This is a genomic window from Pyxidicoccus trucidator, assembly GCF_010894435.1.
Classification (GTDB): Bacteria; Myxococcota; Myxococcia; order Myxococcales; family Myxococcaceae; genus Myxococcus; species Myxococcus trucidator.
Genome location: NZ_JAAIXZ010000002.1, coordinates 553,365 through 565,511 on the forward strand (window position 1 = coordinate 553,365; position 12,147 = coordinate 565,511).

10 protein-coding genes are annotated in these 12,147 nt (G+C 69.7%); 9 read left to right on the forward strand and 1 reads right to left on the reverse strand.

Features of this window, described 5'->3' with window-relative positions; genetic code table 11:
- Nucleotides 1–20 precede the first annotated feature (20 nt).
- The 4 genes from G4D85_RS08745 to G4D85_RS08760 all read left to right on the forward strand — a co-directional run bounded on the left by G4D85_RS08745 (nt 21) and on the right by G4D85_RS08760 (nt 5,701).
- A complete protein-coding gene (locus G4D85_RS08745) occupies nt 21–1,142 on the forward strand; it encodes a type IV pilus twitching motility protein PilT (protein ID WP_164009959.1) in 1,122 nt (373 codons plus the stop codon).
- A 57-nt stretch (nt 1,143–1,199) separates the two neighbouring features.
- Nucleotides 1,200–2,456 (forward strand): type IV pilus assembly protein PilC, encoded by a 1,257-nt coding sequence (gene pilC / locus G4D85_RS08750; protein WP_164009960.1) that lies wholly within the window; start codon nt 1,200–1,202, stop codon nt 2,454–2,456.
- A gap of 23 nt (nt 2,457–2,479) precedes the next feature.
- A complete protein-coding gene (locus G4D85_RS08755; RefSeq protein WP_164009962.1) occupies nt 2,480–4,198 on the forward strand; it encodes a two-component system sensor histidine kinase NtrB in 1,719 nt (572 codons plus the stop codon).
- Between the two features lie 120 nt (nt 4,199–4,318).
- On the forward strand, nt 4,319–5,701 hold the full coding sequence (locus G4D85_RS08760; RefSeq protein ID WP_164009964.1) for a sigma-54-dependent transcriptional regulator: 1,383 nt from the start codon (nt 4,319–4,321) through the stop codon (nt 5,699–5,701).
- A 24-nt stretch (nt 5,702–5,725) separates the two neighbouring features.
- Here the strand turns inward: G4D85_RS08760 and G4D85_RS08765 are convergent, their stop codons facing one another.
- A complete protein-coding gene (locus tag G4D85_RS08765) occupies nt 5,726–7,354 on the reverse strand; it encodes a tetratricopeptide repeat protein (protein ID WP_164009966.1) in 1,629 nt (542 codons plus the stop codon).
- A gap of 265 nt (nt 7,355–7,619) precedes the next feature.
- Here G4D85_RS08765 and G4D85_RS08770 point away from each other — a divergent pair, with 265 nt between their 5' ends.
- From G4D85_RS08770 to G4D85_RS08790, 5 genes are all read left to right on the forward strand, one after another.
- Nucleotides 7,620–8,294, forward strand: a complete 675-nt coding sequence (locus G4D85_RS08770; RefSeq protein WP_164009968.1) for a prepilin-type N-terminal cleavage/methylation domain-containing protein — start codon at nt 7,620–7,622, stop codon at nt 8,292–8,294.
- 159 nt (nt 8,295–8,453) lie between these two features.
- Nucleotides 8,454–9,332: a tetratricopeptide repeat protein gene (locus tag G4D85_RS08775; protein ID WP_240359153.1), complete on the forward strand. Its 879-nt coding sequence runs from the start codon at nt 8,454–8,456 to the stop codon at nt 9,330–9,332.
- Nucleotides 9,329–10,291, forward strand: coding sequence for an ABC transporter ATP-binding protein (locus G4D85_RS08780; protein WP_164009970.1), 963 nt, complete (start codon nt 9,329–9,331; stop codon nt 10,289–10,291). The genes G4D85_RS08775 and G4D85_RS08780 overlap by 4 nt, the downstream gene beginning before the upstream one ends.
- On the forward strand, nt 10,288–11,058 hold the full coding sequence (locus G4D85_RS08785; RefSeq protein WP_205525473.1) for an ABC transporter permease: 771 nt from the start codon (nt 10,288–10,290) through the stop codon (nt 11,056–11,058). The genes G4D85_RS08780 and G4D85_RS08785 overlap by 4 nt, the downstream gene beginning before the upstream one ends.
- A gap of 38 nt (nt 11,059–11,096) precedes the next feature.
- The gene (locus tag G4D85_RS08790; RefSeq protein ID WP_164009972.1) at nt 11,097–12,137 is read left to right on the forward strand and encodes a prepilin peptidase; all 1,041 of its coding nucleotides are present in this window, start codon (nt 11,097–11,099) and stop codon (nt 12,135–12,137) included.
- Nucleotides 12,138–12,147 lie beyond the last annotated feature (10 nt).

Here is a 12,147-nt window from a genome sequence, read left to right on the forward strand (position 1 = left end):
TCACCGAAGGACATCCCCCCGTGGCCAACCTGCACCAGCTCCTCAAGGCGATGGTCGAGAAGGGCGCTTCCGACCTCCACGTCACCACCGGCTCACCGCCGCAGCTTCGCGTCGACGGCGAGCTCGTCCCCTTGAAGACGGCGCCGCTGACCCCCGTGGAGACCAAGCAGCTCTGCTACTCCATCCTCACGGACGCCCAGAAGCACAAGTTCGAGGAGGACAACGAGCTGGACCTGTCCTTCGGCGTGAAGGGCCTGTCGCGCTTCCGCGCCAACATCTTCATGCAGCGTGGCGCGGTGGCCGGGGCCTTCCGAACCATTCCCTTCAAGATTCTGACGTTCCAGGAGCTGGGCCTGCCCCCGGTGGTCGCGGAGCTGGTGAAGAAGCCCCGCGGCCTCATCCTGGTGACGGGCCCCACGGGCTCGGGCAAGTCCACCACGCTGGCCTCGATGATCGACAAGATCAACACCGAGCGTCATGAGCACATCATGACCATCGAGGACCCCATCGAGTACCTGCACCCGCACAAGAACTGCCTCGTCAATCAGCGCGAGGTGGGTGCGGACACGCGGAACTTCAAGACGGCCCTCAAGTACATCCTCCGCCAGGACCCGGACATCGTGCTCGTCGGCGAGCTCCGTGACTTGGAGACGATTGAAGCGGCGCTCACCATCGCCGAGACGGGCCACATCTGCTACGCCACGCTACACACCAATAGCGCGGTGCAGACCATCAACCGCGTCCTCGACGTGTTCCCCCCGTACCAGCAGCCGCAGGTGCGCGCCCAGATGTCCTTCGTGCTCGAGGGCGTGATGAGCCAGGCGCTGGTGGCCAAGGCGGGCGGCCCGGGCCGCATCCTCGCGCTGGAGGTGATGATTCCCAACCCCGCCATCCGGAACCTCATCCGCGAGGACAAGGTCCATCAAATCTACTCGTCCATGCAGGTCGGCCAGGCCAAGTTCGGCATGCAGACCTTCAATCAGGCGCTGGCGGCGCTCCTCCTCCGCCGGCTCATCTCCCAGGATGAGGCCTTCGGCCGCTCCAGCGACCCGGAGGAGCTGCGCAACATCCTCGCCAGTGGTGGGCAGAACCTCCCGGGCATGCCCCAGCAGCGACCAGCCGGGGGAGCGGGCGGTCGTTAGTTCCAGGAATTTGGGATCAGCGGTTAGACTCGCGCGGCGTCCGCGGAGGTCCAGGTCATGGCAGCCCCAGCAGTGCAACAGAAGGCCGTAGCCACCAAGAAGAACACGTCCCAGTTCCTCTGGGAGGCGAAGACCAAAGGCGGAGAGACGAAGAAGGGCGAGATGGAGGCCTTGGACACCGAGGCCGTCAACGCGCGCCTCAAGTCCCTGGGCCTCAACCCGACCAAGGTGCGCAAGAAGGGCGCCCTGGACGGTGCCATCACCCTGCCGGGCATCGGCGGGGTGACGGGCAAGGACATCCTCGTCTTCACCCGTCAGTTCGCCACGATGATCGACGCCGGCCTCCCGCTGGTGCAGTGCCTCGACATCCTGGCGTCCCAGATGGACAACCCCGCCTTCAAGAAGGTGTTGTTCGCCATCAAGGGCAAGGTGGAGCAGGGCAGCACCTTCGCGGATGCGCTGAAGGAGCACCCCAAGGTCTTCGACGAGCTCTACACCCAGCTGTGCGCGGCCGGTGAGGTCGGCGGTATCCTCGACTCCATCCTCAACCGGCTCGCGGCCTACCGCGAGAAGAACGAGAAGCTCAAGCGCAAGGTCAAGGGCGCGATGACCTACCCGGCCATCGTCATCCTGGTGGCCATCGGCGTGACGGCGCTCCTCCTCCTCCAGGTGACGCCGGTGTTCGCGAAGATGTTCGCGGACTTCGGCTCCGCGCTGCCGGCCCCGACGCAGTTCGTGGTCGACTTCTCGGAGGCGGCGCAGAAGTACGTCTTCCATGCCGTCGGCATCATCACCGTGCTGGTGGTCTCCTTCACCTGGAGCTACCGCCAGGTCCGGGGCCGCAAGTTCTGGGACAAGGTCTTCCTGAAGATGCCGCTGTTCGGGCCCGTGCTCCGCAAGGTCGCCGTGGCGCGCTTCACCCGCACGCTGGGCACCATGCTCTCCTCGGGCGTGCCCATCCTCGACGCGCTGGACGTCACCGCGAAGACGGCCGGTAACCGCACGGTGGAAGAGGCCATCTACTACGTGCGCGGGAAGATCTCCGAGGGCAAGAACATCGCGGGTCCGCTGTCGGAGACCAAGGTGTTCCCCTCCATGGTGGTGCAGATGATTGGCGTCGGTGAGGCCACCGGCGCCATGGACACCATGCTCAACAAGATCGCCGACTTCTACGACGACGAGGTGGACACCGCCGTCAGCTCGCTCACGGCGATGATTGAGCCGTTGCTGATGGTGTTCCTCGGCGGCGTGGTCGGTGGCTTCCTCATCGCCATGTACCTGCCCATCTTCTCCATCGCCGGTGCCATCAAGTAGTGACGCCCGCGGCGGGTGAGCGCGTGCGCTCCGACCCGGAGGGGCCACGCACCGGCCCCTTCCAGGAGGAGCTGCGCCGCAAGCTGACCTGGCTCACCGCCTTCCGCATCGTTGCCACCAGCCTGTCGCTGGTGGCCGTCGTCCTCCGGCTGCTGGACCAGGCTCCCGCCGAGCCGGGCCGTGCCGACTGGACGGCCTTCTCCATCATCGGCCTCGTCTACCTGCTGTCGCTCGTCACCGCGGTGGCGGTGCGCCGGGGACGCTGGACGACTCCCGCGGTGGTCATCCAGCTGCTGGGGGACCTGGTCATCGCCACCGGGCTGGTGGTGCTGACGGGGGGCGGGGAGTCGCCCTTCACCTTCACCTACTCGCTGGCGGTCATCAGCGGCGCCATCCTCCTGGAGCGGCGGGGGGCGCTCGCGCTGGCGGCGGCCGGCTCGCTCGTCTACGCGGGCGTGGTGCTCGGGGTGCACGAGGGGCTCAACGGCCTGCCCATCCCCACGCGGCACGTGGCCTTCCTCCTCCTCTCGCATGTCCTGGCCATGTTCCTCGTGGCCGTGCTGGCCGGCTACCTCAGCCGGCAGCTGTCGGCGGCGGGCGGCGCGCTGTCCGCCCGGGAGAAGGACTTGCACCGCCTGGAGACGCTGCAGGCGCAGATCCTGGCCTGCATGCCCTCGGGGCTCGTCACCTGCGACGCGGGGGGGCGCGTCACGTTCGTCAACCACGCGGCGGGCGCCATCCTCGGCGTCCAGGTGGATGCGGCGCGCAGCCGGAGGCTGGAGGACCTGCTGCCGGGGGCGCTCCACCTGGGACGGCGCACCAGCCGGCGCGAGCTGACGGTCCGCACGCCCGCGGGGGAGCGCATCCTCGGCCTGAGCATCACTCCGCTGGCGGACGAGCGCGAGGGCGCGCTGCTGATTGTCTTCCAGGACCTGACGGAGCTGCGGCGCATGGAGGACGGCCTGCGGCGCGCGGACCGGCTGGCGGCGCTGGGCACCATGTCAGCGCAGCTCGCGCACGAGATTCGCAACCCGCTGGCCGCCATGAAGGGCTCCGCCCAACTGCTGGGCCAGGACGGGGCGGCGGACGCGATGACGGTGAAGCTCACCGGAGTGCTGGTCCGCGAGGCGGACCGGCTGTCGCGGCTGGTGGAGGACTTCCTGCGCTTTGCACGGCCGCCAACGCCCGTGCGGCGCGAGGTGCGGCTGGACAGGCTCGTGGTGGAGACGGTGGACATGCTCCGCGGCGACCCGCTGTCCCGCGACGTGCGGCTGGAGGTGGAGTCGGGAGAAGGCATGCCGAGCGCGCGGCTGGACCCGGACCAGCTCCAGCAGGTGCTGCTCAACCTGGCCCGCAACGCGCTCCAGGCCACGGGGCCCCAGGGACGGGTCCGCGTGGAGGTGAAGCACGCGGGTGGTGAGGTGCGGCTGAAGGTGTGGAACGCCGGCCCGCCCATTCCCCGGACGGACCTGGCGCGGCTCTTCGAGCCCTTCTTCACCACGCGGGAAGGAGGCACGGGCCTGGGGCTGGCCACCGCGCACTCCATCGTCCGCGCGCATGGCGGAGACATCCGGGTCCACTCCGAGGAAGGCGCGGGCACGGAGTTCACCGTCATCCTGCCCCTCCTGGATGCCAGCCTGGGGCCCCCTCCCGACGAGGGGACGCCGGCCCCGGGAGTGGCCGGTGGCGAGCAGGCCGGTGCCACCCCTGGCGCGGTGCCCTCGCTCTCCCGGGTGCACTGAGGTCTCCCGTCACCCGGACGTCACATTCCGAGGGCCGCCGCACCCGGTCGGCTGTCCTGCCGGAGGGCGGACGGAAAGGCCCCTGTCCATGAGGGACGGGCCGTCTGGTACCGTCCGGCCATGCACATTCTGGTGGTGGATGACGAGCCGTCCATGCGCGACGTGCTCGAGGTGCTCTTCACCCGGGCCGGCTTCGAGGTGACCTGCGCGGGCAGCGTGAAGGACGCCGCCCTGGCGCTGTCGAGGGCCCCGGTGGACCTCGTGCTCACCGACATGAAGCTCGGCAGCGGCAGCGGCATGGAGGTGCTGCGCACCGCCCGGGCGATGAAGGACGCACCCGAGGTCATCGTCATCACCGCCTTCGGCACGGCCGCCTCCGCGGTGGAGGCCATGCGCGAGGGCGCCTACCACTACATCTGCAAGCCCTTCGACAACGAGGAGCTGCGGCTGCTCGTCCAGAAGGCGCTGGAGAAGAAGACGCTCCGGCGGGAGAACCTGAGCCTGCGCGCGCAGCTGGTGCCCGGCGCCGGCATGCTCGCCGTGGGCCACAGCCCGCGCATGCAGTCCGTCATGGCCCTGGTGGAGAAGGTGGCCGCCACGCGCACCACCGTGCTCATCTGCGGCGAGAGTGGCACCGGCAAGGAGCTGATTGCGCGCGCGCTGCACCTCAAGAGCCCTCGTGCCGGCCACCCCTTCCTTCCCGTCAACTGCGCCGCGCTCTCCGAGGGCGTGCTGGAGAGCGAGCTCTTCGGCCACATGAAGGGGGCCTTCACCGGGGCCACCAGTGACAGGCTGGGCCTGCTCGCCGCGGCGGGCGAGGGCACGGTGCTGCTGGACGAGATTGGCGAGGTGCCGCCCGCCACGCAGGTGAAGCTCTTGCGCGTGCTGCAGGAGCGCAAGGTGAAGCCGGTAGGCAGCAGCCAGGAGGTGCCCTTCCACGCGCGCCTCGTCGCCGCCACCAACCGCAACCTCGACGCGGAGGTGAAGGCCGGCCGCTTCCGTGAGGACCTGCTCTACCGCCTCAACGTCATCACCCTGGAGCTGCCCGCGCTGCGCGAGCGCGCGGAGGACATCCCCCTGCTGGCCACGCACTTCCTGGAGCGGCTCGGGGAGGAGCTGAGCCGTCCCGGGCTGCGCTTCACGTCGGAGGCGCTCGCGGTGCTCCAGCGCTATGCGTGGCCGGGCAACGTGCGGCAGCTGCAGAACATCGTCGAGCGGGCGGTGACGTTGTCGGATGGGGACGCGCTCGGGCCGGACACGCTGCCGGCCACGCTGCGGGGCGAGCCCGCCGCACCCGCGGGCGACGTGCAGCTGCCCGCGGGCTTCAACCTGGAGCGCTACCTGGATGACAGCGAGCGGCGCTACCTGCTGGCTGCCCTCAAGCGCACCGATGGGGTGAAGACGCGCGCCGCGGAGCTGCTCGGGTTGTCCTTCCGCTCCTTTCGCTACCGCCTCGCCAAGCACGGCCTCGTGGATGAGCTGGACGAGGTCCGGGAGCGCTGACGCCTCCCGGGCCCGCCGCGAGCGTCACCTCGCGCCCCCCGCCGCGGCCTCGAGCTGCTGCGTCAGGCCCGTGCACACCGGGGCGCGGGCGACTCTCTCCGCGTGGGCGCGCACCAGCTCCAGCGCCTCGGCGAAGCGCTGCTGCCGGGCCAGGAAGACGGCGAAGGGGCACACGACTTCCCCTGCCTGATTCACGGTGAGGGCCTGGCGGAACTCCGCTTCGGCCTCCTGGGTGCGGCCCTGCATGGCCAGGGACATTCCCAGCAGGGACCGCGTGGTGACATTGCCGGGCCAGAGCTCCAGGGAGCGGCGGGCATGGAGCTCCGCGGGGACCCACTCCTCGGCCTTCATGAGGGCGACGGCCACGTTCTTGTGCACCTTGGCGCTCGTGTCCGCGAGCTCCAGGCCGCTCGCGTAGAGGGCGAGGTCCGTGCGCCAGTCGAGGTGACGGACCTGCAGCGCGGCCAGGTTGGCCAGCCCGAGCGCGGCGACGATTCCCCAGGCGAGCGCCGGACGCGCCACGCGCCGCGCGAGGGCATCCGCTCCGTCCACGAGCGCGAGGACCGCGCCGAACAGCGGCAGGTACAGCAGCCGCTCCCCGTAGAGCGAAGGGCTGAGCACGAGGAAGTTGGAGACCGGGAGGAAGAAGATGACGAACCACGCCAGGCCCGCGGCGGCCCTGGGGGCCCGGCGCCACAGCAGGAGCGGCGAGAGGGCCAGCAGCAGCGCCAGCGCGACGCCGGCCCAGGCCACGACGTCATCCGCGCTGGCGGGGCCGCAGGCCATGGCCGAGCACTCGTAGAGGCGCCGGCCGGGGGCGACGATGCCGGCCACGTAGCGCTCCAGGAAGACGCGGCCCGCGCCCAGCATCTGCTCCAGGGGCGCGGCCTGCAGCAGCGGGTTGCTCTGTGGGTCGATGGTGGGGCGTAGCGCCGCGCCCACCGCCCGCGAGCGGAGCAGGAGATAGCCCCCGGTGACGAGGCCGTACGTCACGTAGCGCCCCAGGCGCGGCGGGCTGCCGGCGCGTACGAGCCGGTCGAGCACCCAGAATGCGGGCAGGGCCGCGATGGCGCTCTCCTTGGAACCCAGCGCCAGGCCGAAGGACACGGCCGCGGCGACGGTGGCGCCCGCGCCCTGGCGGCCGTGGAAGCAGAGCGCCAGCAGGACGAAGAACGCGCACATCAGGTCCGCGCGCCCCACGAGCGCCTGGACGGCCTCCGAGGGAGCGCACAGCACGGCGGCGAGCGCGGCTGCGACGAACGCGAGGCGCCGGCCCACCCGGGGCGCGAAGGCGAGGAAGAAGAGGGCGATGGTGGCGCTGTGCCAGAGCACGTTGCCCAGGTGCATCACCCACGCGGCCCCGCCGCCCAGCCGCCACTCGAGCGCGAGCAGCAGCACGGGCAGGGGCCGGTACGTGCCAATGGCATTGGGTGCCCCCGGGAGCCGGCCCCAGAAGTCCCGGACGAACGCCTCCCCGAGGGGCACCGTGCCCTGGACGACCGGGCTGCCCAGGATGGCGAACTCGTCATCGAAGACGAAGCCCGAGGGGATGGCCCCCGCGTAGACGAGGAACGCGAAGCCGGCCAGGAGCGCCGCGAGCCACGCCGACGGGAGTCGTTCCACGCGCTCACGCCAGGGGAGGGGCATGCTCATTCAGGAAATCCACCACAGCCCCGAGAGGGCTGTCACGAAGTTGATGTCCACCCCGGCGGGAGCGGCGGGAGCGACAGTTCTGGTCACTGCCGGGTGCCGTTTTTTGGCACTTGAGAAGCGAGCAAACGGGCTCGGATTAGGAGGGGCAATGGAATTTCGCGACGTTGGCCCGCGGCCAGGGGCCTGGGGGGATTGGCACCGCATGTGCTAAGAAACACGGCAGGGCAACACGCCCTCGAAGTCGCAACCCCCTGAGGACTCCCCAATGCGCGTCTCCCGCTTCAACCCTCGCAACCGCGGCTTTACCCTCATCGAGCTGATGATCGTCGTCGCCATCATCGGCATCCTGGCGGCCATCGCCATCCCGAACTTCATCAAGTTCCAGGCGCGCTCCAAGCAGGGTGAGGCGAAGTCCAACCTCAAGGGTCTGTTCACCTCCCAGAAGTCGTACTTCCAGGAGAAGGACCGCTACTCCGCGCTGGCCGGCGCCATCGGCTTCGCCCCCGAGCGCGGCAACCGCTACGCCTACACGCTTTCCGTGGCAGCTCCCGCGGGCGCCGCCGGCGCCGGCCCCCAGGTCCGCGATGCAGCGGTCATCCCGGCGGGTGCCCACCACATCATCCAGGTCGACAGGTTCAAGTTCCAGTTCCAGCCGGACGGCACCACCCAGACCGATGAAAACCCCGATATGACCCAGACCGGCGGTCTGCCGGCTGCCGCGGGCCTGTACCAGGCCGCGGGCACCTCGCACTTCCTGCACTACGCCGTGGGTAACATCGACAACGACGTGACGGCCGGTGTCGGGTATGACCAGTGGTTCATCGCCTCCCAGTCGGCGGGGCCTGTCACGGCGGCCGCCTGCAACGCCTTCCAGCCGGACGAGCTGAACGCGGCCGAGGGCCTGCCGTACAACATGAGCAACGACGTCGAGTGCCAGTAGTCGACCGTCGCTGATTGAAGCTCCCGAGGGGAGGACAGGCCATGCGCCTGTCCTCCCCTTCTTCGTGAAGCGGTTTCTTGCAGTCCTGGCAGGCATCGTCCAGGTTCAACGTGCCTGCTGACACCGCCAGGGCCCACCAGCAATAATGCCGCCGTCGCCATGTCGAGCCGCCTCTTCTGGTCCCTGGTTCTAGCCCTGTCCGTGACGCTGTGCGTGGTGCTCGCCGCGCCGCCGCAGCGCCCCGGCCGCCAGGGCCACCTTCCCCCGCTGCTTCCCAGGCTGCAGGTGTTGCGCGCGGTGGGAGCGCCCATCCACCACCTCGTCACGGACTACTTCTGGATCCAGACCATCCAGGCCGTGGGCAAGGCCGGCACCCGGCACGAGTACCGGGACATCTACGACTACGCGGACCTGGTGACGGAGCTGGACCCGAAGTTCCGGCAGGTCTACCTCTTCGCCGGGGTGGCCATCCCGTTCCATGCCCGGGGCGGCAAGTGGTTCAACATCGAGGAGTCGACGAGGCTGCTGGAGAAGGGCCTGCGCAACTTTCCGGACCATGTCTCCCTGCGCATCATGCTGGCCTACAACCTGAGCACCTTCCACCGTCAGTATGAGCGGGCGGCGCGCATCGTCGAAGAGGCCTCGCGGCTTCCGGACGCCCCCGAGTATCTGGCGGGCCTGGCCACGCGGCTCCATGCGCAGGCCGGCAACTTCGACGCGGGCCTCGACTTCGCGCGCTCCCTGGCGGAGTCCTCCGACGAGCCCGAGACGCGGGAGCTCTTCGAGCGCCGGGTGAAGGAGCTGGAGCTGGAGCGGGAGCTGAGCCGGGTGGATGCGGCCGTCCAGGCCTACCAGCGGCGCGAGGGCCGGCTGCCTCCAGGGCTCCAGGCCTTGGTCGAGGCGGGGGACCTGCCGCGGATTCCGGAAGACCCGCTCGGCGGCGTCATCGAGTTGGACGCCGAGGGCCGCGGCCACTCGACGGCCCAGGAGAAACGCCTGACTGATTTCGCGCGCACGAGCATGGAGGAGTCGCCGTGAGTAGCAGCTTGCCTATCGAGGTGCGTGGGCTCGCCAAGACGTACCGTCTGGGCTTCTGGATGAACCGCCAGGTCCGGGCGCTCCAGGGGTTGGATCTGGAAGTGCAGCCCGGACAGGTCTACGGCCTGCTCGGGCCGAATGGCGCGGGCAAGTCCACCACCATCAAGATTCTCATGAACCTGGTGCAGTCCTCCGAGGGCACAGCCCGCATCTTCGGCCTGCCGCCCACGAACGAGGAGGCCCGGCGCCAGGTGGGCTTCCTCCCGGAGAACCCCGCCCCCTACGAGTACCTCACCGGCGCGGAGTTCGTGACGCTGTCGGGCCGGCTGGCCGGGCTGAGCGGCCACGAGCTGGACCAGCGGGTGAAGGAAGTCATCGGCATGGTGGAGATGGAGCGGGCCGCGAAGCTCCAGCTCCGCCGCTACTCCAAGGGGATGATCCAGCGCATCAGTCTGGCGCAGGCCATCGTCAACCGGCCCAAGCTGCTCATCCTCGACGAGCCCACCTCCGGCCTGGACCCGGTGGGCCGCCGTCAGGTGAGAGACCTCATCCTCGCCGAGCGGCAGCGGGGGACGACCATCCTCTTCTGCACGCACATCATCTCGGACGTGGAGGCCCTCTGCGAGCGCGTGGTGGTGCTGGTGGGCGGCCGCCGCGTGCGCGAGGGCAGCGTGCGCGACCTGCTGTCGGGCCAGGCGCCCGTGGTGGAGATGACGGTGGAGGGGCTGTCTCTGGAGCAGCTCCGCAGCCTCGGTCACGAGCTGACGTACGCGCAGGACTTCGGAGACCGGGTGCTGCTGCGCACCGGCAACGAGGCCGCGCAGTCGCTGCTCCAGCAGACGCTCCAGCGCGGGGGCCGGGTGACGCAGGTGCAGCCGACCCGCTACTCGCTGGAGGACCTGTTCCTGGATGCGCTCAAGGAGGCGAAGGGCGGCACGGTGGGAGGAGAGATTTCATGATTCGCGAGTTCGGTGCCCTCACCCTCAACGGCTTCCGCGAGGCGCGGCGCAACCGCGTCAGCGTCGTGGTGGCCGTCTTCACCCTCGGCCTGCTGCTGTCCTCCACGCTCGTCACCAACGTGACGGTGTACACGTTCCAGCGGGTGCTCGCGGACGTGGGGCTGGGGGCCATGGCCGTCACCCTGGTGATGCTGGCCATCTTCCTCTCCAGTGGCCTCTTGAGCCGCGAAATCGAGCGGCGGACCATCTTCCTGGTGGTCTCCAAGCCGGTGTCGCGGGCCTTGTTCATCGTCGGGCGGCTGGCGGGCAACATGCTGACGCTGGCGGCGCTGCTGCTGGCCATGTCGGTGGTGTTCTTCGCGCAGGAGGCGCTCTACGGCATGGCTGTCACGCAGCCCCAATTGGCGGCGGCCGGCATGCTCTGGGTGGAGCTGCTCGTCATCTCCAGCGTGGGCTTCGCCATGTCCAGCTTCGCCAGCCAGTTGGTGTCGGCGGTGGTGACCACGGGCGTGTACTTCGCCGGTCATCTGTCGGCGGACATCTACAACCTGGCGAGCCGCTCGGACTCCACCGCCATCCAGTGGCTGGGGAAGGGCATCTATTACGTCCTGCCCAACCTGGCGCGGCTCAACTTCCGGCCGCAGGCCTCGTATGACGTCGTGACCCCCGCGATGGACATCGTGCAGTCGGCGGCCTATGGAGTCGGCTACGCTGGCGTCATGGTGGCACTCGCCGTCTTCATCTTCAGCCGGCGCGACTTCAAGTGAGCGCGGCGGGGCCCTGGGCCCTCCGCCCGTAGAGGCCCATGGTGGAAGGTTTCTTCGCGACCTGGCTGTTCGTCACCGGCCTGGTCGTGGGCAGCTTCCTCAACGTCGTCATCGCGCGGGTGCCGCTGGAGCAGAGCATCGTCCACCCGCGCTCGCGCTGCCCGAAGTGCGGCCATGTCCTGGCCTGGTACGAGAACATCCCGCTGCTGTCCTGGCTGGCGCTGCGGGCGCGCTGCCGGGGCTGCGCCGCCCCCATCTCCATGCGCTACCCGCTCGTGGAGCTGCTCACGGGGTTGCTCTGGTTCGCCTGCCTGCGCCGCTTCGGCTGGACGTATGACCTGGTCCCCGCGCTGGTGCTCGTCACGCTGCTGGTGCCGCTCACCTTCATCGACCTGGACCACTGGATACTGCCGCTGTCCATGACGGTGTCGGGCACCCTCGCGGGCGTGGTGCTCGCGCTGCCCAAAGGCCTGGAGCCCACCTGGGACGCGGTGCTCGCGCTGCCCCGGGGCCTGGGCCCCTTCTGGGACGCGGTGCTTGGCGCGGGGGTGGGCTTCCTCGTCTTCCGGCTGATGGAGTACGTGGGCTGGAAGGTCTTCCGGAAGGAGGCGCTCGGGGCGGGGGACAAGTACCTCGTCGCCATGCTGGGTGCGTTCCTGACCTGGCGCGCGCTGCTCGGCATCCTCTTCTTCGCGTCCCTGCAGGGCGCCGTGGTTGGCATGGCGATGCTGGCCCTGACCGGACGCGCGGGGCCCCGCACGGACGAGGCGCCCTCGGACCCGGAATCGTCCCCCGCTTCGGACGACGAGCCCGCGCTCACGATGACCTGGGGCTTCACGCTGCCAGGCCTCTCCCTGTGGAAGCGGCTCCTGCTGGTGCCGTACTGCCTCCTCTTCCAACCCATCCCCGACGCGCCGCTGGACGAGCAAGGCGAGGAGGAGGACTGGGTACCGGACCGCACCAGCATCCCCTTCGGCCCGTGGCTGGCGCTGGCGGGGCTGGAGATACTGCTGCTGGGGCCCTGGCTGGCGCGGGTGCTTCCGCCGGACATCGCGCTGATGCTCGGGGGCCTGCCATGAGCGAGGCGGG

What these genes read in the sequence shown, in the direction of transcription:
- G4D85_RS08765 (WP_164009966.1), bottom strand. Translation starts at nt 7,354, where the DNA reads ATGAGCATGCCCCTCCCCTGGCGTGAGCGCGTGGAACGACTCCCGTCG.
- G4D85_RS08790 (WP_164009972.1), top strand. Translation starts at nt 11,097, where the DNA reads ATGGTGGAAGGTTTCTTCGCGACCTGGCTGTTCGTCACCGGCCTGGTC.
- pilC (WP_164009960.1), top strand. Translation starts at nt 1,200, where the DNA reads ATGGCAGCCCCAGCAGTGCAACAGAAGGCCGTAGCCACCAAGAAGAAC.
- G4D85_RS08760 (WP_164009964.1), top strand. Translation starts at nt 4,319, where the DNA reads ATGCACATTCTGGTGGTGGATGACGAGCCGTCCATGCGCGACGTGCTC.
- G4D85_RS08775 (WP_240359153.1), top strand. Translation starts at nt 8,454, where the DNA reads ATGTCGAGCCGCCTCTTCTGGTCCCTGGTTCTAGCCCTGTCCGTGACG.
- G4D85_RS08770 (WP_164009968.1), top strand. Translation starts at nt 7,620, where the DNA reads ATGCGCGTCTCCCGCTTCAACCCTCGCAACCGCGGCTTTACCCTCATC.
- G4D85_RS08785 (WP_205525473.1), top strand. Translation starts at nt 10,288, where the DNA reads ATGATTCGCGAGTTCGGTGCCCTCACCCTCAACGGCTTCCGCGAGGCG.